At 48.6% G+C, this 23705-nt stretch carries 24 protein-coding genes and 1 tRNA gene; 11 read left to right on the top strand and 14 right to left on the bottom strand.

Translation table 11 applies throughout. The annotated features are described in order from the left end of the window. Positions 1-141: 141 nt before the first annotated feature. The 4 genes from AC3ZFK_RS00700 to AC3ZFK_RS00685 form a co-directional block, all read right to left on the bottom strand. Positions 142-215 (bottom strand) — tRNA-Gln (locus AC3ZFK_RS00700). Between the two features lie 8 nt (positions 216-223). Then, positions 224-1075, bottom strand: a complete 852-nt coding sequence (gene ispE / locus AC3ZFK_RS00695; RefSeq protein WP_487505855.1) for a 4-(cytidine 5'-diphospho)-2-C-methyl-D-erythritol kinase — start codon at positions 1073-1075, stop codon at positions 224-226. 8 nt (positions 1076-1083) lie between these two features. After that, positions 1084-1725, bottom strand: a complete 642-nt coding sequence (gene lolB / locus AC3ZFK_RS00690; protein ID WP_487505854.1) for a lipoprotein insertase outer membrane protein LolB — start codon at positions 1723-1725, stop codon at positions 1084-1086. Then, entirely contained in the window at positions 1676-3385 is a 1710-nt protein-coding gene (locus AC3ZFK_RS00685) for a tetratricopeptide repeat protein (protein WP_487505853.1), read from the bottom strand. The genes lolB and AC3ZFK_RS00685 overlap by 50 nt, the downstream gene beginning before the upstream one ends. A 131-nt stretch (positions 3386-3516) precedes the next feature. Here AC3ZFK_RS00685 and hemA point away from each other — a divergent pair, with 131 nt between their 5' ends. The 5 genes from hemA to AC3ZFK_RS00660 all read left to right on the top strand — a co-directional run bounded on the left by hemA (position 3517) and on the right by AC3ZFK_RS00660 (position 7935). After that, a complete protein-coding gene (hemA, locus tag AC3ZFK_RS00680) occupies positions 3517-4773 on the top strand; it encodes a glutamyl-tRNA reductase (protein WP_487505852.1) in 1257 nt (418 codons plus the stop codon). Between the two features lie 82 nt (positions 4774-4855). Further along, complete coding sequence (prfA, locus tag AC3ZFK_RS00675; protein WP_487505851.1) at positions 4856-5944, top strand: peptide chain release factor 1; 1089 nt, start codon at positions 4856-4858, stop codon at positions 5942-5944. Next, complete coding sequence (prmC, locus tag AC3ZFK_RS00670; RefSeq protein ID WP_487505850.1) at positions 5944-6792, top strand: peptide chain release factor N(5)-glutamine methyltransferase; 849 nt, start codon at positions 5944-5946, stop codon at positions 6790-6792. Before prfA ends, prmC begins: the two co-directional genes overlap by 1 nt. Then, positions 6776-7534, top strand: a complete 759-nt coding sequence (locus AC3ZFK_RS00665) for a HesA/MoeB/ThiF family protein (RefSeq protein ID WP_487505849.1) — start codon at positions 6776-6778, stop codon at positions 7532-7534. Before prmC ends, AC3ZFK_RS00665 begins: the two co-directional genes overlap by 17 nt. Next, complete coding sequence (locus AC3ZFK_RS00660; protein WP_487505848.1) at positions 7531-7935, top strand: M67 family metallopeptidase; 405 nt, start codon at positions 7531-7533, stop codon at positions 7933-7935. The genes AC3ZFK_RS00665 and AC3ZFK_RS00660 overlap by 4 nt, the downstream gene beginning before the upstream one ends. Before the next feature lie 7 nt (positions 7936-7942). Here AC3ZFK_RS00660 and parC read toward each other — a convergent pair whose 3' ends face one another. Genes parC through AC3ZFK_RS00645 form a run of 3 tightly spaced genes read right to left on the bottom strand, consistent with a single transcriptional unit; the run spans position 7943 to position 12618 of the window. Beyond that, positions 7943-10195, bottom strand: a complete 2253-nt coding sequence (parC, locus tag AC3ZFK_RS00655) for a DNA topoisomerase IV subunit A (protein WP_487505847.1) — start codon at positions 10193-10195, stop codon at positions 7943-7945. Positions 10196-10207: 12 nt separating this feature from the next. After that, positions 10208-12094 carry a DNA topoisomerase IV subunit B gene (parE, locus tag AC3ZFK_RS00650; RefSeq protein WP_487505846.1) on the bottom strand — a complete coding sequence of 629 codons (1887 nt, stop codon included), beginning with the start codon at positions 12092-12094 and terminating at the stop codon, positions 10208-10210. 14 nt (positions 12095-12108) lie between these two features. Then, positions 12109-12618, bottom strand: a complete 510-nt coding sequence (locus AC3ZFK_RS00645) for a CNP1-like family protein (RefSeq protein ID WP_487505845.1) — start codon at positions 12616-12618, stop codon at positions 12109-12111. Positions 12619-12674: 56 nt separating this feature from the next. On the opposite strand from AC3ZFK_RS00645, the gene AC3ZFK_RS00640 reads away from it, so the two are divergent. The 6 genes from AC3ZFK_RS00640 (at position 12675) to AC3ZFK_RS00615 (ending at position 18179) form a co-directional block, all read left to right on the top strand. Continuing rightward, entirely contained in the window at positions 12675-12908 is a 234-nt protein-coding gene (locus tag AC3ZFK_RS00640) for an exodeoxyribonuclease VII small subunit (RefSeq protein ID WP_487505844.1), read from the top strand. Continuing rightward, the gene (locus AC3ZFK_RS00635; protein ID WP_487505843.1) at positions 12905-13768 is read left to right on the top strand and encodes a polyprenyl synthetase family protein; all 864 of its coding nucleotides are present in this window, start codon (positions 12905-12907) and stop codon (positions 13766-13768) included. Before AC3ZFK_RS00640 ends, AC3ZFK_RS00635 begins: the two co-directional genes overlap by 4 nt. A gap of 6 nt (positions 13769-13774) precedes the next feature. Next, the gene (dxs, locus tag AC3ZFK_RS00630; RefSeq protein WP_487505842.1) at positions 13775-15667 is read left to right on the top strand and encodes a 1-deoxy-D-xylulose-5-phosphate synthase; all 1893 of its coding nucleotides are present in this window, start codon (positions 13775-13777) and stop codon (positions 15665-15667) included. A gap of 5 nt (positions 15668-15672) precedes the next feature. Beyond that, positions 15673-16053 carry a 6-carboxytetrahydropterin synthase QueD gene (gene queD, locus AC3ZFK_RS00625; RefSeq protein ID WP_487505841.1) on the top strand — a complete coding sequence of 127 codons (381 nt, stop codon included), beginning with the start codon at positions 15673-15675 and terminating at the stop codon, positions 16051-16053. A 15-nt stretch (positions 16054-16068) separates the two neighbouring features. Beyond that, positions 16069-16854 (top strand): GTP cyclohydrolase FolE2, encoded by a 786-nt coding sequence (gene folE2 / locus AC3ZFK_RS00620; RefSeq protein WP_487505840.1) that lies wholly within the window; start codon positions 16069-16071, stop codon positions 16852-16854. 116 nt (positions 16855-16970) lie between these two features. Beyond that, a complete protein-coding gene (locus AC3ZFK_RS00615; RefSeq protein WP_487505839.1) occupies positions 16971-18179 on the top strand; it encodes an NnrS family protein in 1209 nt (402 codons plus the stop codon). A gap of 182 nt (positions 18180-18361) precedes the next feature. Here the strand turns inward: AC3ZFK_RS00615 and thiL are convergent, their stop codons facing one another. Genes thiL through nrdR form a run of 7 tightly spaced genes read right to left on the bottom strand, consistent with a single transcriptional unit; the run spans position 18362 to position 23703 of the window. Next, positions 18362-19321 (bottom strand): thiamine-phosphate kinase, encoded by a 960-nt coding sequence (thiL, locus tag AC3ZFK_RS00610; protein WP_487505838.1) that lies wholly within the window; start codon positions 19319-19321, stop codon positions 18362-18364. Further along, the gene (nusB, locus tag AC3ZFK_RS00605; protein WP_487505837.1) at positions 19308-19742 is read right to left on the bottom strand and encodes a transcription antitermination factor NusB; all 435 of its coding nucleotides are present in this window, start codon (positions 19740-19742) and stop codon (positions 19308-19310) included. Before nusB ends, thiL begins: the two co-directional genes overlap by 14 nt. Before the next feature lie 16 nt (positions 19743-19758). Beyond that, the gene (ribH, locus tag AC3ZFK_RS00600; RefSeq protein ID WP_487505836.1) at positions 19759-20229 is read right to left on the bottom strand and encodes a 6,7-dimethyl-8-ribityllumazine synthase; all 471 of its coding nucleotides are present in this window, start codon (positions 20227-20229) and stop codon (positions 19759-19761) included. Positions 20230-20253: 24 nt separating this feature from the next. Continuing rightward, entirely contained in the window at positions 20254-21357 is a 1104-nt protein-coding gene (ribBA, locus tag AC3ZFK_RS00595) for a bifunctional 3,4-dihydroxy-2-butanone-4-phosphate synthase/GTP cyclohydrolase II (protein ID WP_487505835.1), read from the bottom strand. A 16-nt stretch (positions 21358-21373) separates the two neighbouring features. Further along, positions 21374-22036, bottom strand: a complete 663-nt coding sequence (locus AC3ZFK_RS00590) for a riboflavin synthase (protein ID WP_487505834.1) — start codon at positions 22034-22036, stop codon at positions 21374-21376. A gap of 16 nt (positions 22037-22052) precedes the next feature. Further along, on the bottom strand, positions 22053-23156 hold the full coding sequence (gene ribD / locus AC3ZFK_RS00585) for a bifunctional diaminohydroxyphosphoribosylaminopyrimidine deaminase/5-amino-6-(5-phosphoribosylamino)uracil reductase RibD (protein ID WP_487505833.1): 1104 nt from the start codon (positions 23154-23156) through the stop codon (positions 22053-22055). Positions 23157-23166: 10 nt separating this feature from the next. Next, positions 23167-23703, bottom strand: coding sequence for a transcriptional regulator NrdR (nrdR, locus tag AC3ZFK_RS00580; RefSeq protein ID WP_487505832.1), 537 nt, complete (start codon positions 23701-23703; stop codon positions 23167-23169). Between the last annotated feature and the right edge of the window lie 2 nt (positions 23704-23705).

Here is a 23705-nt window from a genome sequence, read left to right as displayed (position 1 = left end):
CATACTGTCTTTTATTTACCAGCATGTCTTTATGCTTGGTTCGGGTGCATGGATTACCGCTCCACTTCGTTGCGCGTTCCGAAACATCCTAACCTCATTAAACCTCATACTGTCTTTTATTTACCAGCATGTCTTTATGCTTGGTTCGGGTGCATGGATTCGAACCACGATTCGCAGGATCAAAACCTGCTGTCCTGCCGTTAGACGACACCCGAATATCTTTTTACCCCGTGACCAAAGGTGATCTATTCATTCCTCTAACCACAAAACCACTCCATTTTTCAGGCAGCTGTCCTCTAATTCGTTCGGCCTCTGCATGATCACTTAATGCAACGAACAGACAACCACCTGTTCCGGTCATTCTTGCATCACCAAATTGAGAGAGCCATTTCAGAGCCTCTGCAATCTCTGGATAGCGTGCAATAACAACGGGCTCGCAATCATTCCTTCCACTATTGGCCAAAGAGCCACGCAGAAAGCCGGCTATTTTCGCTTTTGGAGTGTTTCGTGTCAATTCTTTCGCTTGAAAAATATCTGCGGTAGAGACCGAAACTCCAGGGTCAAGCAGAAGATAAGTGTATTCAGGTGGCTCAACAGTTACCAACTCTTCTCCAACCCCTTCTGCCCACGCAGATTTTCCGTAGATAAAGATCGGCACATCAGCCCCCAGTTGCAATCCTATTGCAGAGAGCTCAGCTTGAGACAGACCGGTCGACCACAGCTTGTTGAGAGCAACCAGGATGGTTGCCGCATCCGAGCTTCCGCCCCCTAGCCCACCACCGGCCGGGATCTGCTTATCCACATTAATTATTGCGCCAAATGATGTATCCGTCTGTTTTTGCAGGGCTTTTGCAGCCTGTACGACCAGATCATCCTCTGCACTCACCCCTTCAAGTCCTGTTGGACGCTCAATTTCTCCGCTATCTGTAACCTCAATCGAGATCTGATCCTGCAGATCAACAAACTGGAATACGGTCTGAAGCTCATGATAACCATCGCTACGACGTCCTGTTACATGAAGAAAAAGGTTGAGTTTTGCTGGTGCCGGCCAGACAGTTTGTTGCTGGGTCTCCACTTTTGATACTACCCTATCTTCCAGTTGGTTAACCGTAATTTGACCCGCACATCACCTCTCTCCATCGCCACCAATGCAGGAAGTTCCAACTCTCCAACATATTGATATCTGATAATCTCAACACTCCAGCCTGACTGCGCCATAAGTTGGAGTCGATTTTTCTTATCCAGCACCATGGGAAGCGCACTGAATTGTGGGTCAGGCAATCCTCTTACCCAGTAACTAGCCTCCTTCACAGGAAATCTCCATCCACTAATCTCAAACAATAACCGCTCTGGATCTTCTCCCCTGTAGATCTCGCCATCTCCCGTTGTAAGCTCAACACCAGACAGGCCACTTTTTAGGCTAAATGACCCAGCTCCCAAAATTCCGGTGAGATCAAAACGTTGAGATTGGGCCGTATGTTGCCACGAAAAACCACTCTGCCCCCCGTCCAGCCCAGAACGAAATGCCACACGTCCATCCACACTCCACTCCTGCAGTGTAGCAAGTTGTTGCTGCCTAACCTCCCAGGCTACCACCTCAACTGGCTGGATTCGTTCCGGCACAGCCGAACAGCCCGCAAGCAGAACCAACAGCAGATAAAAAATGGGGGAAAAATTATTGCGAGAAACGTTCCAGGATCTCGACCAATATTGGATTGTTCTCATCTAGCTCCTTTGCAAGCGCCCAGACCTTGCTGGCCCCATCCTGATCTCCACTGACCCATCTAACCTCACCCAGATGTGCTGCCACTTCTGCATCCTGCTTGGCATCCAGTGCACGAGTCAGATAGTCCAGCGCCTCTCCAATTTGCCCCATCTTGTAGAGCACCCAACCCATACTATCGAGCACATAGAAGTCATTGGGGCGCAGTGCAATTGCCTTTTCCAGATATCCTCTTGCCTCTTCATAACGGGTTGTACGTAGTGTCAGGGTGTATCCAAGCGCATTCCATGCATGGTAATTGCCTGAATTCTTGTCCAGGATTGCACGTAAGTCGCGCTCCAGAATATCCAGCCTGCCAGCCAGATCACCTGCCATTGCTCTGGTATAGAGAATATCCTCATTCCCTGGACTCAGCTCCAGTGCCTGACTATAGGTTTCAATCGCATCAATATAACGACCAGACTCTTCCAGCAACCCCCCCTCTAGCAATAGAACCTGGATACGTCTGCGATTGTCATGGAGTGATAGGCCACGAAGAACAGAGATACCTGCATCAATATCTGCCTCGGCAATCAGGGTCGCCATTCGTATCCGTGCATTAAAGTAGATTAATCCATGAGTTACCGATGCATAGTGGGTAATTGCCTCTTTCCGATTTCCCAACCCCTCTTCAAGCTCTCCAAAGTAGTAGTTGGCCTTGTCTTCCTGCCCGTCAATCTCCAGTAGGCGCGTCAGGAATGGCCTTGCATGTTTATAATTTTTATTGCTGAGGTGAACCAAAACAATCGAACTCAGAATTTCTGCTGAACGAGGATGAATATCCAGCGCACTCTTAAACTGAATCAGCGCCTCATAATCCCTCCCCTGAGAGAGCAAGGCCTGGCCATAGCGAATAAAAATATCTGCATCACCAGTAAACTCCTCGACCTGCTCCTCAAGAAAACTCAAAACCTCTTTGGTCTCACCAAGCGACTCCATGATAGATACACGGAGCACCACCGCCTTGCCCCATCCAGGACGCAGACTCAGTGCACGATCAACCGACTCCATCGCCTTCTCAGGTTTTTTTGTCTTGGTGTAATACCATGCCTGAACATACCACGCCTCCGGCACCTCAATAGATCGTCGCACCACCTTCCGCAACACCTGGCTTGCTACCACCTTGTTAGGCTCTTTTCTCAGCTGCTCTGCTATCAACATAAATGCACCGAGCACTCCACCATCCGCATCCGCCTCTTTCAGGGCGATAATTTTCTCAAAATGTTTTACCGCTAAATCAGGTTGATGATTTCGCAGCAACAGAGCGCCAAGTATTCTCCTCGCCTCAACACTCTCGGGAGCGCGCTCAACCCAGGTTTCAGTAGAACTTATGGTTCGTTCAACATTCTGGCTATGAATGGAGAGACGGGCACCGCGCTCTGCAATTGCCGGATTATCAGTCTGTCTGGTTGCGCGCTGGTAGTATTCATAGGTGGAGTCATGGTCTCCACGCCGTGCCGAGATCTCGGCAACCAACACATTAAACATAATGCTGTCACCGGCTTCATGTGCCGCTGGGACAACAGCTATATCTTGGGGGTCTGCCAGGGTGCTCTTCATGCTTGCACAACCAGTCAAGAGTGCCAAAAGAGTCAGGGCAAGAAGCTGCGGAATTGTTTTCACTCTAATACCATCCATTATTGACATATCAGAGTACCATGAAGAATCAGGCAAATGCATCTATTCATTCTTGTGTTTTCTATGGGAATCCATCAAAATTCGTCCCAATTGAGGAGAGATAGAATAAATACCCCATGACACTGGTCGCATTTGGCATAAACCACAAGACAGCTCCTGTAGATATCAGGGAGAAGGTCTCCTTTGCTCCGGAGAAAATTCCGTACGCACTAAAGGATCTGACATCAAACTCTGACTTTAATGAGGCAGCAATTCTCTCTACCTGTAATCGCACAGAAATTTACTGTGGCATGAAAGAATACAATGAGAACAGGGTTGTTGAATGGCTTAGTGATTTTCACCGCCTGGAGAGTGGCAAGGTAAGGCCTTATACCTACCTGCATCCTGACCATGATGCGGTACGCCATATGCTACGTGTTGCCAGCGGATTGGACTCTCTGGTTTTGGGAGAGCCCCAGATTCTTGGGCAGATGAAGACAGCATTCACTGCCGCCAATGAGGCTGGGACAACCGGGAAAATCCTTAATCGTCTATTTCAGCACACTTTTAAATCTGCCAAACAGGTACGTACCGATACTGCAATTGGCAGTAGTCCGGTATCAGTTGCCTTTGCTGCCGTCTCTCTGGGCAAACAGATCTTTGGTGATCTGAGCGGAAAATCTGTTATGTTGATTGGTGCTGGTGAGACTATTGAACTTGCAGCCCGTCACCTTCATGAGCAGGGTATTGGGAAGATGATTGTTGCCAACAGAACTGTCGAGAAGGCGCACAAACTGACAGAGGAGTTTGGTGGTTACGCTATCTCATTAACAGAAATCCCGGATCATCTGAGCGAGGCCGATATTGTAATCTCCTCCACTGCCAGTCCACTTCCAATTCTTGGAAAAGGTGCTGTTGAGAGTGCGCTCAAGGATCGCCGCCACCAGCCCATGTTCATGGTTGATATTGCTGTGCCTCGTGACATTGAGCCAGAGGTGGATAATCTTGAGGATGTCTATCTCTACACGGTTGATGATCTGCAGGAGGTAATCCAGGAAAACATGAAGTCACGTCAGGATGCTGCCAAGCAGGCTGAGGAGATTATTGACACTCAGGTTGTTCACTTTATGGACTGGGTAGATGCACAAGGATCGGTCTCAACCATTCGTGCCTTTCGCGCACAAGCCGACCGTACTCGTGAAGAGATGCTGATTAAATCAAGCAAGATGCTCGCCGCCGGTGAAGACCCTCAACACATCCTTGATGTTCTGGCACACCAGCTTACCAATAAGCTAATTCACTCTCCCTGTAGCCAGCTTAGGTCTGCTGGAAATGATGAACGAAATAACCTGATAGGTGCCACTCGCACACTGTTTAATCTGGATAATCATTAGCTGTACTCTCTTGCCATAGCTCTCTGATATCGAGGCTGAGCTACTTCATTGCTGTCCCTCCCCTATAAACAGAAACATACATATGAAAGATTCCATTCTTCTAAAACTGGACAATCTCAGCGCTCGACTGGAGGAGCTCAATGCACTGCTTTCCGATCCGGAAACAATACGTGACAACAACAGGTTTCGTACACTCTCCCAGGAACATGCCCAAGTCACCCCTGTTGTCTCATTCTATGAGCAATACCAAGAAGTTATGAATGATATCGAGGCCGCCAGGGAGATGCGAAATGAGAGTGATCCGGAGATGCGGGAGATGGCTGCGGAGGAGCTGTCCATAGCAACAGAACGCAAGGATGAGCTGGAGCTGGAACTACAGAAACTTCTGCTGCCAAAAGACCCAAAGGATGAGAGCAATATATTTCTTGAGGTACGTGCAGGCACAGGTGGGGATGAAGCTGCAATATTTGCTGGAGATCTGTTCCGCATGTATGCCCGCTACGTAGAACAGCGCCGTTGGCAGCTGGAGATTATGAGCCAGAATGAGGGGGAACATGGTGGCTACAAAGAGATTATTGCCCGCATTGTCGGCAAGGGCGCCTACTCCAGACTAAAGTTTGAGTCTGGTGCACATCGTGTTCAGCGAGTGCCAGAGACTGAGTCACAGGGACGTGTACACACCTCTGCTGCAACTGTAGCGATACTGCCTGAGGTTGAAGAGGTTGATCACATCGACATCAACCCCAGCGATCTGAAGGTAGATACTTTTCGTGCCTCTGGTGCAGGTGGGCAGCATGTCAACAAAACTGATTCTGCCATTCGCCTTACCCACCTTCCCACTGGAGTTGTAGTGGAGTGTCAGGATGAACGTTCACAACACAAAAACCGAGCGCGTGCCATGACTCTACTCTCGGCAAAACTGCTCACTGCAGAGCGCGACAAGCAGAGTGCCGAGGTAGCGGAGAATAGAAGAAATCTGGTCGGCAGCGGTGATCGCTCAGAGCGAATTCGTACCTACAACTTTCCACAGGGGAGAGTCACTGATCACCGCATAAATCTGACCCTATATAAACTTGATGAGATCATGATGGGAAGTCTCGATCACATTATTGAACCACTTATCAATGAGCATCAGGCAGATCAGCTGGCCGCACTTGCCAACGAGGCCTGATGACCACCATCGAGCAATCTCTACAACATGCAACCGAGCAGCTAACCAAATCCGGATCTGATACTGCTCACCTAGACAGTGAGCTACTGCTTGGCAATGTTATAGGCAGAAGTCGTACCTGGCTCCATACCTGGCCAGAGTCTACTATTGACAACGATAACCTCCATCTTTTCTCTAATCTGATCCAGCGCCGAGCAGATGGAGAACCTGTTGCTCATCTGATTGGGAAACAGGAGTTCTGGTCTCTCTCTCTGAAAATTACTGCCGATACCCTGGTGCCGAGACCGGAGACAGAAGTCATGGTTGAGCAGGTGCTTGGGCTTGTGCCAGAAGAGGCCGAGTGGAAGATCGCCGACCTTGGAACAGGAAGCGGAGCTATCGCTATTGCTGTTGCCAACGAACGTGCAGGATGCACCATTACTGCCACGGACCAATCAGCCGCTACTCTTGCTGTTGCAAGAGAGAATGGCCACAGTCATCATCTGAAAAATATCAAATTTCTGCAAGGGTCGTGGTTTGAGCCACTTGATAGCATAGATCAGCGCTACGACCTGATTCTCTCCAACCCTCCCTATATTGCCAGCAGTGACCCCCATCTTGAGCAGGGTGATCTACGTTATGAACCAGACTCGGCACTAATATCTGGTGACAGCGGAATGGATGATCTCAACCATCTGGTTAACAATGCAAGAGGCTATCTCTTGCCTGATGGAATTCTTATGGTGGAACATGGATACGATCAGGGAAAAAAGGTACGCTCTCTGTTTCAACACAACAATTTTTCAGGAGTCACAACCCTGCATGATCTTGCTGGGCTAGAACGAATCACTTATGGCATTAGAGTCTGATAACGAATTGCTGCGATATAGCCGCCAAATCATGCTGCCACAGGTTGGAGCAGATGGGCAGGAGCGGTTACTCAAGGCAAACATCCTTATTGTTGGCATGGGTGGATTGGGTGCCCCTGCAGCTATCTATCTGGCTGCTGCTGGAGCCGGACACCTGACTCTGGTTGATTTTGATGATGTGGATCTATCCAATCTACAACGACAGATTATCCATACCACTGCAGATATCGGTCGCCCCAAGGTAGAGTCTGCAAAAGAGGCCCTGCTCAACCTTAACCCTGACACCGGCATTACCACAATTAATAAACGTCTATCTGTCGAGGAGATGGAGAGCGAGATTGCCAAGGTTGATCTGGTACTGGACTGTAGCGATAACTTCACCACCAGGTTTGCTGTTAACGATGCTTGTATCAAACATGGCACCCCCCTGGTCTCAGGTGCAGCGATACGGATGGAGGGGCAGATTTCAGTATTCAGGCCTGATCAGGAAAACAGCCCCTGTTACCGCTGTTTATACAAGGGGGGAGATGAGCTTGATGAAACCTGTACTCAGACTGGTGTGCTTGCACCTCTGGTTGGAATAATAGGGAGTATGCAGGCACTGGAGGCGATGAAGATCATCATGAATATAGGGGAGACCCTAAGTGGCAAGCTGATGTTGCTTGATGCTCTTACCATGGAGTGGCGCACTCTTAAGTTACCAAAGGATCCGGAGTGTCCGGCCTGTGGAGACCACGGATGAGCGCACAAATCCCCAGACCACTGGCGGTACAGCTACTTGCAGAGGCGCAGAATAGTCCTGAACAGGAGGTCTGCGGACTAATTGGTGGGGTTGCTGTTATCGCCTCGAAAATCTACCCAATCACTAATGTTTCACCAGATCCGGAATCCCGGTTTGAGATGGACCCCATAGGACAGATTACAGCCATGAGAGATATCAGAGAGAGAGGGACATCACTCTGGGCAATCTATCACTCGCACCCCCACTCCCCGGCAAAACCATCTCGCAAGGATCTGATGGATGCTGCCTACCCTGACTCCCTCTACCTTGTTATCTCACTGAATACAGAAGGTGTACTGGAGATGCGTGGCTACAGAATGGAAAGTGGTGACTTCAGTGAGGTTTCTCTGGAGATAGTCTAGGAGAGCTCTACTTAATTCCCGTCAACAGACCTTCTACTCTCTGGAATCCGCGCGGCAATTTACTGCCTCTGCGCCCACGCTCCCCATAATAATTTTCCAAATCAGATGGCTTCAATTTCAGTGTACGCTTTCCGGAGACAACGGTAAGGCCGTCTCCATCGCCCAAAACAGCAACACCTGCCACAAACTCCTCTCTGCTATCGACCCGTTTGGATGGGATGCCAATCATCTTGTTGCCCTTACCCTTGGCCAACTCTGGAAGCTCATGGAATGGAAACAGCAATAACCGCCCCTCATTACTGGCAACTGCCAACCACTGGGCATTCTCAATAACCGAAATTACCTTCATTGCCTCTGCACCCTTGGGCAGGCGGAGAAATGCCTTGCCCGCCTTTTTGTTGGATGAGAGATCGCCAATAGTTGCAATAAATCCGTAGCCGGCATCAGATGAAACCAATATCTTCTGCTCCAGTGCACCGCCAATAACATCAACAAAACCCTCTCCAGATGGTGTTGATAGGCGTCCGGTTAGAGGCTCACCCTGTCCTCTGGCAGATGGCAGAGTACTAGCCTGAACCGTATAACTTCTGCCCGAGGAGCCCAGGAAATAGATTGGTTGATTGCTACGTCCATTACTGGAAGCCAGATATCCATCCCCGCTCTTGTAGTTGAGAGCAGTTGCATCCACATCATGTCCCTTTGCCGCTCGCACCCAACCCTTCTCTGACAGCACCACTGTTACCGGTTCTGACGGCACAAGGGTAGACGGATCTATTGCCTGAGCACTGTCGCGTACTACGATTGGTGAACGACGGTCATCCCCATACTTCTCGGCATCTGCTGTAATCTCATTGCGAATCATGGTGCGCAGACGACGAGTGGACCCCAAAACCTTCTCCAGACTATCTCTCTCCTCCTCAAGCTCCTCCTGCTCACCCCTTATCTTTATCTCCTCCAGCTTTGCCAGATGTCGCAGTTTCAGATCAAGAATGGCATCAGCCTGAATCTCACTCAGGTTAAAACGCTTCATCAATACCGGACGCGGCTTGTCCTCGCTACGGATGATTGCAATCACCTCATCAATATTTAGATAGGCAACCAAAAGACCATCGAGAATATGGAGTCGTTGCAACACTTTCTCCAGACGATGTTCGAGACGTCTGCGTACAGTCTGCTCACGAAACTCCAACCACTCTTTCAGTAATTTATGAATCCCCTTGACCCCGGGGCGTCCATCGATCCCGATCATGTTGAGATTAACCCTGTAGGTACGCTCAAGATCAGTAGTTGCAAATAGATGCGACATCAGCTGTTCAACATCAACTCGGTTGGAACGTGGCACCACTACGAGCCTGGTTGGATTTTCATGATCTGACTCATCACGTAGATCATCAACCATTGGAAGCTTCTTTGAACGCATCTGGGTAGCCACCTGCTCCAGAATTTTGTTACCAGAGACCTGATGCGGCAGTGCTGTGATAACCAGATCACTGCCCTCCTTCTCCCAAACAGCACGCATCCTGATAGAGCCGTGACCGGTACGATATATCTCCTGTATATCTTCCCTGGGCGTAATAATCTCCGCATCAGTTGGATAGTCGGGCCCCTTAACATGCTCCAATAGATCATCTACTGTCGCCTTGCGATTCTCCAACAGACGGATACAGGCCGATGCTACCTCACGCAGATTGTGTGGAGGAATATCTGTAGCCATCCCTACTGCAATACCAGAACCACCATTAAGTAAAATATTTGGCAGACGTGCCGGCAGTAGTATTGGCTCTTTGAGAGTGCCATCAAAATTTGGTTGCCACTCTACAGTGCCCATCCCCAGTTCACTCAACAGAATCTCTGAATAACGGGTCAGACGTGATTCCGTGTAACGCATGGCTGCGAATGATTTGGGGTCATCCTGAGAGCCCCAGTTGCCCTGTCCATCAATTAATGGATGACGATAGGAGAAATTCTGTGCCATCAACACCATCGCCTCATAGGCCGCAGAGTCACCATGGGGGTGGAATTTACCCAATACATCACCCACTGTTCTGGCTGACTTCTTGAACTTGGCTGTTGCAGAGAGCCCCAGCTCTGACATCGCATATACAATACGACGCTGCACCGGCTTTAGACCATCACCAACATGAGGAAGTGCTCGATCCAGGATTACATACATTGAGTAATCCAGATAGGCCTTCTCGGTAAATTCACTTAGCGGAAGATGCTCCACTCCCTCCATATCCATCTCTATTGACTCGCTCATCTTTCCAGATCCTTAAACCTCAGCAAGGTCTCCCCGTTTCTCCAGCCAGCTCTTGCGGTCAGAGGCGCGTTTCTTTGCCAGCAACATATCCATCATGCTATTGCTATCATCACCAGGCTCAATAGTCAGTTGCACCAATCTTCTGGTCTCTGTCGCCATTGTGGTCTCCCTCAACTGCAGCGGATTCATCTCTCCCAGCCCCTTGAAGCGCTGAACATTCACTTTACCACGTCTTTTTTCAGCGGCAATACGGTCCATAACACCCTCTTTCTCTGCATCATCCAGCGCATAATAGACCTCTTTTCCTACATCAATACGGTAGAGTGGAGGCATCGCCACATAGACATGTCCATCTGCCACCAGCTTTGGAAAGTGACGCAAGAAAAGAGCACACAGCAGGGTTGCGATATGGAGACCATCAGAATCCGCATCTGCCAGGATACATATCTTGCCGTAACGCAGTCCGGTCAAATCACTACTGCCTGGATCCATGCCGAGTGCGACAGAGATATCATGCACCTCTTGTGAGGCCAGCACATCACCAGGCTCTATCTCCCAGGTATTAAGGATTTTTCCACGTAGCGGCATAATCGCCTGAAATTCTCGATCCCGCGCCTGTTTTGCAGATCCTCCCGCCGAATCACCCTCAACCAGAAACAGTTCGCCGCGCAGTGGATCATCTGTAGAACAGTCTGCCAATTTTCCCGGGAGTGCTGGTCCACTGGTTACCTTTTTACGGGCCACCTTCTTGCGAGTGCGCATTCGGTTTTGTGCACTATTGATTGCCAGTTCTGCTATCTGCTCTCCTACAGCCGGATGCTGATTAAGCCAGAGACTGAATGAGTCCTTGATTACACCAGAGACGAATGTCGCCACCTCACGTGAAGAGAGACGCTCTTTTATCTGTCCAGAAAACTGTGGGTCCTCCATCTTGACAGATAGAATATAGCTGACCTTTTCCCACACATCCTCTGGAGCCAGTTTTACTCCGCGAGGAAGCATATTACGGAATTCGCAGAACTCTCTCACCGCCTCAGTCAACCCTGCACGCAACCCGTTAACATGGGTTCCACCTTGTGGCGTTGGCACCAGGTTTACGTAGCTCTCATTAACAGATTCGCCCACTTCAGAGAGCCAGAGCACAGCCCAATCCACCCCCTCACGTTCGCTACTGCTTGATCCCATAAAGGGCTCATCTTCAGGCAGTGTCGGCACATCTCCTACCTGTCCCAGCAGGTATTCTCTAAGACCGTCTCTGTATTCCCACTCCTCCTTCTCACCAGACGCCTCATCCAGCAAGGAGATTTTCAGTCCTGGCTGGAGTACAGCCTTGGCACGCATCAAATGACGCAATTTAGGCAGGGAAATTTTTGATGAATCAAAAAACTGGGGGTCTGGCCAAAAACGCAGTGTGGTACCAGTGTTGCGTTTTCCGACTGTTCCTACCTCTTCAAGATCGCTCTTTTTCTCTCCATTGGCGAAGGCCATATTCATCTCACGCCCTTCACGACGCACCCAGATCTCCAGATTTTTTGAGAGAGCATTAACCACAGAGACACCAACACCATGCAACCCACCAGAAAACTGGTAATTTTTTCCCGAGAATTTGCCGCCAGCATGGAGTCTTGTCAGAATGACCTCAACCCCAGGTACACCCTCTTCCGGATGAATATCTGTTGGCATACCACGGCCGTTATCCTCAACCGTGGATGAACCGTCTTTATGGATAGTGACCTTGATATAGTCTGCATGGCCAGCTATCGCCTCATCCACACTGTTATCCAGGACCTCCTGCACCAGATGGTTCGGGCGGGTTGTGTCGGTATACATTCCTGGACGTTTTCGAACCGGGTCCAGACCGGAAAGAACCTCGATGGCCGAGGCATCATAATTGGACATAACTGCTCAGTTGGTTAACGGTTGTATTTAATCTTATCAATAACTGCATCTACAGGTCGCGGACGATTTCCCTGTTCGCACACAATCCCACGCAACAGGGCCTTACGGAAAAAATCATAACTACGCACCGGCTCCCAGTGCGCTCCATCATTCTCCGTAAAACTGCCATTTATACCAAATGCATAATTTTTGTATTCCATTGTCTGACAACGCATTCCGTCGTAAAAGACATTGGTTGATCCACTTCTGGTTTTTATCACTGCAGAGTATCGGATTACATAATCATCCGCAATGGATAGGGAGTTGGTATCCAGAAAATAACGGTGGCTGGAAGAGGGGTTATCAACCTGGAACTCCAATAAATTATCCTCTTGCGGATAATCCGGGATAGATATCTCAGACTCCTTCCACGCATCCCCCTCCTCATAATAGGTACTACCTGATCCTCCATCCCACCAGTTGGCATCTGCAGCCGACAGAATAGAAAAAATGAGAATGAAAAATGTTACAATGATCCGCTTCATGAACGTACATTATCCACCGAATCAGAGCTGAACCAACCCCCCTGACAGAAAAAAATATGGCTGCGAAAAAGAAAACCGGAGACTCTTCATTCAATTTCGAGAAGAGCCTTTCCAATCTGGAACAACTGGTTGCAGAGATGGAGAGTGGTGATCTGTCTCTGGAGGATTCACTGAAAAAGTTTGAAAATGGCATCCAGCTTATAAGAGATTGTCAGGGGGCATTGAGTGATGCGGAGCAAAAGGTTGAAATCCTTACCAAGGAGGGGTTGAAGCCGTTCGAATCCTCATGAGCAACCCATTCGGTGTGTGGCAGCAGCGTGTAGAGGGGGCTCTAGAGCAGTCCATCCCTGCCACAACCACACTTCCCACCCAACTACACAAGGCGATTCACTACACTGTTTTCAGTGGTGGTAAACGGATTCGTCCAATTCTTGTCTATGCTGCCGGTAAACTGTTTGATATCTCTACTGAAAAACTTGATAAAGCGGCAGTAGCAGTTGAACTCATCCACACCTATTCTCTGGTTCACGATGATCTCCCCGCAATGGATGATGATGACCTGCGCAGAGGAGAGCCTACCTGCCATCGTGCCTTCGATGAGGCTACTGCAATTTTGGTCGGAGATGCTCTACAGACCATGGCCTTCCAGGCTCTTGCAGACTCCCCTCTATCCAGTGATATTCGCCTCAAATGGATCCAGTTGCTCACGGCTGCCAGCGGTTCAGAAGGCATGGTCGGGGGACAGATGATCGATCTGGAGACAGTAACCGAGAGTGACGAATTAAGCACTATGCACCTGATGAAGACAGGTGCATTGATTCGTGCAAGTATCCTGATGGGGGCAACTCCAGGGAGGCCTGACGAGACCACTACCGACAACCTTATAACTTATGCTAACTCAATCGGTCTTGCCTTTCAGGTTCGCGATGACATCCTTGATATAGAAGGCACAAGCGATATCATCGGCAAACCACAGGGCTCGGATCTGGAGCAGGAGAAAAGCACCTTTGTATCTATATTTGGTATGGATAGTGCGAAAATCAGGCTACAAAAACTACACCAACAAGCAATAGATGCACTATCTCTATTTGATAGTCGGGCGGATAGCCTGAGAGAGATTGCCAATTTCATTATCCAGAGAGACCATTAACCGGCTATGCTCTCCTCTTCTCCATCAACACCGCTTCTGGATAAAACTACAGACCCAGAAAAGTTGCGCCACCTTGATCAGGAGCAACTTCCTGATCTGGCTAGGGAAATTCGCAGCTTTATGATTCACTCGGTTGAACAGACCGGTGGCCACCTTGCATCCAGCCTGGGAGTTGTTGAGCTCACGATAGCACTACACTACATATACAACACACCTGAAGATCGCCTGGTCTGGGATGTGGGTCACCAGAGCTATCCTCATAAGATAATTACCGGCAGACGTCATGAGATGTCTACTCTACGACAAAAAGGTGGTCTCTCCGGCTTTACCAAACGTGAAGAGAGCCCCTACGATCCATTTGGAACCGGACACTCCAGCACATCTGTAAGTGCTGCTCTGGGGATGGCAATTGCAGCAAAACAGGCTGGTGAAGAGAGACAGACTATTGCTGTTATTGGTGACGGCGCGCTGACCGGAGGCATGGCCTTTGAGGCACTAAACCATGCGGGCGATGAAAATGCCAACCTGCTGGTGGTACTAAATGACAATGACATGTCAATCTCTGAAAATGTTGGAGGGCTCTCTCGCTACCTTGGTAGAGTTCTTACCAGCTCCGCCTACAGTCATATGCGTGAAACCAGTCGCAAAGTGCTGAGTAAACTGCCAGGCGCCTGGGATCTGGCAAGAAAAACAGAGGAGCACGTCAAGGGGATGGTGGTTCCAGGAACACTATTTGAAGAGCTTGGATTCAACTATGTTGGCCCTGTCGATGGACATGATATAAACGCACTGGTACGCGCCTTGCGCACTCTGCATACACTCAAGGGCCCACGATTCCTCCATATAATTACCCAAAAGGGCCATGGTCACATACCTGCTGAACGAGACCCTCTTAAATACCATGGAATTGGACGTATTGAACCTGCCACTCAGCAAAGTGATGTGCAAACTGAACAGGCCACCACATATACATCTATTTTTGGTGACTGGCTCTGTGATGCCGTGGAGAAAAACCCGGAACTTATTGCCATAACCCCTGCCATGATGTGCGGCTCCGGCATGGTACGTTTTGCCGAAAAATATCCCGACCACTTTATTGATGTTGGTATTGCAGAACAACACGCGGTTACCCTGGCTGCAGGGCTGGCTGTAGAGAACCGGCATCCGGTTGTCGCGATCTACTCTACCTTCTTACAGCGTGCCTATGACCAGCTGATTCATGATGTTGCTCTGCAGAACCTTCCGGTTCTGTTTGCTATCGACCGGGCTGGACTGGTTGGTGCTGATGGCCCAACCCATACTGGCGCCTTTGATCTAAGTTTTCTCAGGGCTATTCCAAACCTTATTATCATGACCCCTTCAGGTGGTGAAGAGTGCCAACAAATGCTATCGACCGGTATGCGATACCATGGGCCAGCAGCGGTTCGTTACCCTCGTGCAACAATCCCGGATCAACCAGAGAGCAATAGCCCTGTAACAATCGGCAAGGGAAAGATTCGCCGACAGGGGGAAAAAGTTGCCATACTGGTGTTTGGAACACTGCTTGAACAGACCATGGATGCAGCTGAACAGATAGATGCAACTGTCGTTGATATGCGTTTTGTTGCCCCGCTGGACCACTCACTTATTACCCAGATGTGTAAACAGCATGAGATGCTTGTCACTGTTGAGGAGAATGTGACTGCAGGAGGTGCCGGTAGTGGTGTAAGCGAGTTCATACTTTCCCAAAACATATCTACTCCACTGTTGATGCTTGGACTGCCAAATAATTTCGTCGAACAGGGGGAGAGAGCAGCCCTTATAGAGCAATATGGCCTCTCTGGCCATGGTATACTTGACTCGATTAGTAGGTTTCAGCAACAAAGTTCTTCGAATAACCACCCTGACCCATCCATATAGCTCTTATGTCTGGACGATTTACACTACAAGTTATCAGTGATTTTTCAGCTGCCCACAGCCTTCGTGGATACCCTGGAGACTGCCAGCATCTACACGGACACAACTGGAAAGTAGAGGTTGAGGTAACATCTGCAGAACTGGATGAGCTGGGTATGGTTATTGATTTCAAAAAAATAAAACAGGCCACCAAAGAGGCCACTGACCGTCTTGACCATCAATACTTAAATGATGTGCCACCATTCGACAAAATCAACCCAACTGCTGAAAATATAGCCCATACATTTTTTACTGAGATCTCAAACTCAATCAACCATCAACAGGTAGAGGTTGAGTCTGTTACAGTCTGGGAAACCGAACGGTCATCAGCACGCTATAGCAAAAGATAATAGAGAGAAACCTTTATGAGCAATGACAAAATGGTAGATGTACAGGGTAGTGAGGATACCCGTCAGATACCAATCGACAAGGTTGGAATCAAGGATATCCGTCACCCTGTTGTCATCAAGGATCGCACCGGAAAAGAGCAGCACACAGTTGCAACCTTCAACATGTATGTCAGCCTTCCTCAACATTTCAAAGGGACTCACATGTCCCGTTTTGTGCGTATCCTTAATCAGCATGATTTTGAGATCACCGTAGATACATTCAAGGCCATGCTGGGAGAGATGGTGACGACCCTGGAGGCTGAATCTGGCCACATAGAGATGTCATTCCCTTTCTTTGTCAACAAAAAGGCTCCCGTTAGCGGAATAGAGAGCCTGATTGACTATGAGGTAACATTTATTGGTGAGATTACAGATGGACGGCCCTCCATGAACGTCAAGGTTCTGGTGCCAGCTACCAGCCTCTGTCCTTGCTCCAAGGAGATATCTGAATATGGTGCACACAATCAGCGTTCTCACATTACGGTAAATGCAAGGCCTTCAGGGTTCCTCTGGATTGAGGACATGATTGATATTGTGGAACAGGAGGCCTCATGTGAGCTATTTGGTCTGCTCAAGCGTCCTGATGAGAAATACGTGACCGAACGTGCCTATGATAATCCAAAGTTTGTTGAGGATCTGGTGCGTGATGTTGCAAACAGGCTCAATAGTGACGACAGAATCATCTCCTATGTACTGGAGGCTGAAAATTTCGAATCCATCCATAACCACTCTGCCTATGCGATGATTGAGAAAGTAAAGTAATAGAGACAGCACCTAATCTCACCATTGCCATAGATCAATTACAAGCTGGCAAAAAACATGTAAAAAGTACCATCTATTAGCCGTCAAAAAGAGGCTGCGATAACTGGAACAGATATATGTTACTAAATATTGAGAATAAGTCGGAGCCAGTCCACTCTTTTGCACTCTTTCAGCTTGGATTCCGTCCATTTTTCCTGGCGGCATCACTGTATAGCATAGTTGCCATAGTTCTATGGACGCTGTCCTATAGTTTTCAGTGGCACCCGGGTGCTATCCTGCAGTTTGGCAACCACTTTTTGTGGCATGGTCATGAAATGGTATTTGGCTATGGGGTTGCCGTTGCAGGTGGGTTCCTGCTAACGGCATCCATGAACTGGACGGGGGTGCAGACAATACGTTTTACCCCTCTGGCACTTCTCTTTAGCTTGTGGTTGCTTGCCAGAATACTGCCATGGATAGACAGTATTCCCCTAATCATCCCTGCAACACTCGACCTTCTGTTTTTGTTGGCCCTCACTATCGCTATCACCCATCCTCTCTACAAGGCACGGCAGTGGGATCAGGTTCGTATCTTTACCTCCAAATTTCTCACAATTTTTATCTCAAACCTTATCTTCTACCTTGGTGTATTCAAGGTGATAGACGGGGGTGAACGTATTGGCCTATATGGTGGCATCTACCTTATTATTGCCCTGCTACTAACCCTTGGGCGCCGAGTCTTTCCATTCTTTATAGAGAAAGGTGTAGGGGTAGAGTTAACACTCAAAAACTCTAAATTTCTGGATATCTCCAGCCTCGCACTGTTTCTGCTGTTTGCCCTCAGTGACATCTTTCTGCCCCAGTTATGGGTAAGCGGACTGTTGGCGGCAGCACTTGTAGTTGTACATGGTTTGCGATTTGTTAACTGGTATACAAACCTTATATGGAACAAACCCCTTCTTTGGGTGCTGATGGTTGGCTACGGCTGGATTATCCTTGGGTTTCTATTCAAGGCACTATCTGCCTTTGGGGTAATATCACCACTTATTGCGCTACATGCATTCACCTACGGCGCTATTGGCATCATTACAATGGGCATGATGGCGCGCGTTATCCTTGGCCATACAGGGAGAAGCATCTTCAATCCACCAAAAAGCCTTAACATCATCTTTGGGTTGCTGCTTGTTGGTGCTGTGGTTCGTGTACTGCTTCCCATTATTCTTCCAGAACAGTTCGTAACCATGGTTCTTATTTCACAACTGTTCTGGGTTGCCTCATTCACCATGTTTCTGTGGAACTATGCGGCCATGCTCATACAACCAAGAACAGACGGAAGACCTGGATAACTTTGGTCTCACCGCCTAAGTTTTCCTTAATTGTTGTCTTGTGTTATATCCACTACCATCTCTTTCACTAAGGAGGCTCTGATTAAGTCACTTCGTGACCCAATCAGATGTTCCCTAATTGTGAGGAGGTGGTGACCGGTGTCTTGATTGCTCAGGATGCCGGTTTTTTATAGGTTCCAGGGTTAAAAATGTTGAAACCCACTCTTGTCGGGAATCCATTCTGATGTCCCCCTCCACTGCAGACCAACATCTTGCTTAATCTCTCCAATTACAGATACTGCGATATCAATATCTGACAAGCTATTATTAACGTCACCCAACTTCTGTTTTGGAATTGTAAAACAGAGCTCATAGTCGTCACCTGCAGTCATCGCCAACTCTAGTTGTTCTGCAGTCGTGGAAAGTCTCGATAGTGATGGATGCAGAGGAATTGCATCCAGATCAATTATTGCTCCAACACCACTCTGATCAAGGATATGGCCAACATCAGCTAGCAGGCCGTCAGAAATATCTATCATTGATGTTGCATATTCACGCAAGATTACTCCTGCCTCAACACGCGGAGTTGGGAGCTCCAGATAATTTATGATCTCTTTCGCATTCTCCCCCTGCTGAATAAGTTTTAGTGCGAGAGCTGCAGCCCCCAGGGAATTTGTTACACAGATCAGGTCTCCTGCTTTTGCCCCATCTCTGCGGACTGCCTCACCTTCCGGCACCAGACCATGAATCTGCATGGTTAGAGTAAGAGGCCCTCTGGTTGTATCACCACCAACCAGGTCAATCTGGTAATGGTTAGCCAGCGCAAACATTCCTTGAGAGAACCTGCCCATCCACTCTGGATTATTCTCTGGAATAGTGAGCGCAAGTGTTGCCCATACCGGGGCTGCTCCCATTGCTGCCAGATCGCTGAGGTTTACTGCCATTAGTTTATGGCCCAATGATTCCGGCGACACCCCTCCCATAAAGTGTACGCCCTCAACCATGGTATCGATTGAGACAACGAGTTGTTTACCTGACGGAATCTGAAGCAGAGAGGCATCATCACCAATACCAAGAATTGTCTCTGGGTGGTATGTGTCTGTTCTATAGAAGTATCTCTCGATCAGGGAGAACTCACCATCACCCTGACTACTTTTTTTCATGTGCCGCAACTTCTACTTTGCGGGATTCGTGCGCTACTCTGTCAAGAGCGGCATTGATAAATTTGTGGCTCTTGGCCGAACCAAATGTCTTTGAGAGGTTGATATACTCGTTCAGAACAACTCTATATGGGACCTCAGGCATATATATCAGCTCATATGTTCCCAGTCTAAGCAGCGCCTTTTCAACAGGATCCACCTGTTCAATTTTCCTGCTCAGATAAGGAGACACCGACTGATCAACAGAAGTCACTTCAGCAATTACCCCCTTAACGACTTTCTCAAACAGCTTGGAGTCGGCCTCATCAAGAATTCCTTCTTCATGGAACTGGGTTATGATCTCAATTACAGGCTGTGCCGAAATAGACCACTGATATAACGCCTGTACCGCAGCACGTCTCGATCTGGAGCGCTCCTTGCTCATTGTGCCGGTTATAAACCTAAAGCTTTTTTAGCAGGTTAACCATCTCAATGGCAGAGATTGCCGCCTCAGCACCCTTGTTGCCCGCCTTGGTTCCTGAACGTTCAATGGCCTGTTCAATTGTATCTACTGTCAATAGACCAAAGGTGATTGGGGTGCTACTCTCCAGTGAGACTGTTGCCAACCCTTTGGTAGCCTCTCCAGCAACAAAATCGAAATGCGGGGTTCCACCACGAATTACTGCTCCTATCGCAATAATTGCATCATATCCCTCTTTTGCCATCCTCTGTGCCGCGATAGGCATCTCAAAGGCACCGGGAACTCTTACCACATGGATATCCTCAGCATTGGCTCCATTACGAACCAGGGTGTCAATAGCACCTTCCAGCAGACTCTCAACTACAAAGCTGTTGAAACGGGCAACCACAATACCGAAACGCCCTCCATCCACATTCAGATTTGCCTCAGTTACCTTTATATTGCTGTCCATATTTTTTCCTCTCTTAGATAATTATCAGTAGGATACCGTCTCAACCAACTCAAGTCCAAACCCTGACAGAGCATGTAATTTTCTGGGGGTACCCAAAACGCGCATTTTTCTCACTCCAAGATCGAGCAGAATCTGTGCTCCAACACCAAAATCACGCAGTTCTCCCGTCGATTTTGTGTTGTCTGAGTTACCGCCTTGCTGGTGGTTCCTGATCCGCTCAATCAGATCTCGTCCGTCCTCTTCCTTACGGAGTAGAAGCAGTACACCATTCTCTTCCTTGGCAATTCTCTCCATATCTCGCTCAAGGGTATGTCCGCACCCCTCTCCATCAACAGAGAACAGATCACAAAGTGTATCAAGCATATGAACACGGACCAGCACCGGGGTTTCCGGATCAATGCTACCCTTTACCAGAGCCAGATGAACCTCTCTATCAATGGATTCACGATAGGCTTTGATATGGAATGAACCATACTTGGTATCAAGATCACTCTCAGCCTCTGCCTCTACTGTTTTCTCGTTGCGGATCCTGTACTCAATCAGGTCAGCAACAGTTCCCAGCTTCAGTCCATGCTCCTGGGCAAACAACTCAAGATCAGGACGACGAGCCATTGTGCCGTCATCATTCAGGATCTCAACAATAACAGATGATGGCTCAAGCTCCGCCAATCTGGCCAGATCACACCCCGCCTCTGTATGTCCCGCACGGGTCAATACCCCGCCTAGCTGCGCCATTAATGGAAACACATGGCCCGGCATGACGATATTGTCTGCTGTTGCATCAGCTGCTGTTGCTGCCTGCACTGTAACTGCACGGTCAGCAGCCGAAATGCCCGTGGTCACACCACTGGATGCTTCAATAGAGACGGTAAAGTTAGTACCGTGCAGATCACTGTTTGTACCTGTCACCATAAGCGGAAGATTTAGCTGCTCACAACGGTCACGGGTAAGGGTGAGACAGATCAATCCACGGCCATAACGGGCCATAAAGTTAATGTCATCAGCTGTAGCCTTGGCAGATGCCATAATCAGATCGCCCTCATTCTCACGATCCTCATCATCCATCAGTACAACCATCTTGCCTTGACGAATATCTTCAATAATCTCTTCTGAACTGTTCAGTTCCATTATTTTTTTCTACCTGTTATTTCCCTAAAAATCCATTTTCAGCAAGGAGTTCCATACTGATCCCCTTCACTCCTGACTTAGCTGCACGATCCCCCAACAGCATCCTCTCCAGATAACGGGCAATCAAGTCAACCTCAAGATTAACCATGACCCCTACCTGAAAACTGTCCATTGTAGTCTCTTGCAGAGTATGCGGAACAATATTTAGATCAAACACTGCCCCATCAACACTATTCACGGTGAGACTGATTCCGTTAACTGTAACCGATCCTTTCTCTGCTATGTAACGCGCAAGCTCATCTGGTGCCTTGATACGGAAACAGACCGAACGTCCATCATCAGAACGGCTTATCACCTCACCAATGCCATCCACATGGCCACTAACCATGTGTCCACCAAGTCTGGTAGTTGGTGTTAGTGCCTTCTCAAGATTCACATCTGATCCAGCCTTTAGCTGTGAAAATGCGGTACGTGACAGAGTCTCACCAGAGACATCTGCAATAAAACCATTTCCCGGAAGCTCTACAGCAGTCAGACAGACGCCATTAACAGCAATACTGTCTCCAAGTTGCACATCACCAAGATCAAGTTTCCCGGTCTCAACAAATATTCTGGCATCGCTACCCTTGGGTTCAATGCGTGAAATACGCCCTATGGACTCTATAATTCCTGTAAACATGACGGCTAAGGATACATTAGTGAGCTGTTAACGTCATTCTGAGATCGCCACCAACCATTCTGATCTCCTTAATTTTCAACGAAATTTTTTCATCCATCTCCTTTAACTGGATATCAAGCAGAGGACGCGCATCACTTCCCATCAAAACTGGTGCCATGTAGAGAACAATTTCATCAACCAACTGATGCCTTACAAGCTCCCCTGCAAGAGTTGCTCCGGTCTCCACATGAATCTCATTCATCTCGAGCTGCGCCAAATACCCCATTAGCTGTTGAAGATCCAACCCTCGACTGGAGCGATCCAGGCGAATCACTTTCACATTTTTCCTCTCAGACCACTCTGATGGTATGGATGCATCTGTGGCCACAGCCATAATGATCTCTCCATCAATAGAGAACAATTTTGCAGATGCTGGGGTTTTTGCATCAGGGTCAAGAACTATCCGAACCGGTATCTTGAAATCACCGCTGATCTCTCGCACATTCAGGGATGGGTCGTCAGCCAGGATTGTTCCAACCCCCGTCATAATGGCAGAACTGCGTGCACGCAACCTTTGTACATCCATGCGTGCATCTGCGCCTGTAATCCACCTGCTCTCACCTGAGGACATGGCGGTACGTCCATCCACACTCATTGCCATTTTCAATCTTATGAATGGTCGCTTACTGCGCATCCGTGACAAGAAACCGGGATTTAACATCTCTGTCTCTTGCGGGGAGAGGCCACTTTGGACCGCAATGCCGGCATCCTGCATTCTTCTGATCCCACCCCCTGAGACCTCTGGATTTGAATCCTCCAGCGCCACAACCACTCGTGATACCCCTGCCTCAATCAAGGCATCACTACAGGGAGGAGTTTTGCCAAAATGGCTGCATGGCTCCAGGGTGACATAAGCGGTTGCCCCATTGGCAGCTTCACCAGCCTGATTCAACGCATTAATTTCGGCATGTGGGCCACCGGCATACTGATGAAACCCTTCACCAACAATCTCGCCACTCTTCACCAGAAGGCAGCCAACGCGCGGATTAGGGTCTGTCGTATAGAGCCCCTTCGCCGCCAACTTATGAGCCCGTGCCATCCAGCGGTGATCTTCCGGACTAAAAACTGAGCCACTACTCATCTGCTGCAAATCACCTCTTTTTTCCATTTCGCCAAGGCTGATCTATATTTTCATCTGCCAAAAGCTGTAGCTGTAGATCATTTTTTCCCAACTGAGTCTCATGCTCCATTCGCTCAACCATCTCACGGAACGCATTCACATCCTGAAAACTTCGATACACAGAGGCAAAACGTATATATCCAACCTCATCAAGATTACGCAACTCATCCATTACCCACTCCCCCAGTTCGCGAGATTGCACCTCTCGCTCCCCTCTGGTAATCAGTCGATGTCGGATTCGTTCAATGGCTGCATCTATGCTCTCTGTCTCAACTGGGCGTTTCTCCAGCGCGCGCAAAAAGCCTCTACGTAATCTCTCTTCATCAAATGGTTGACGATTGCCATCATTCTTGATGATTCTTGGGGTTGCCAGATCCACAACCTCGAAGGTTGTAAAGCGCTCACTACAAGCCTGACATTCGCGCCGCCTGCGTACCTGATCACCCTCTCCTACCAGACGAGAGTCAACCACACGGGTATCTTCAGCCCCACAAAATGGACACCGCATCC

The sequence above is a fragment of the Candidatus Thiopontia autotrophica genome (assembly GCF_982804495.1).
This window is presented reverse-complemented; position numbering and strand designations above follow the sequence as displayed.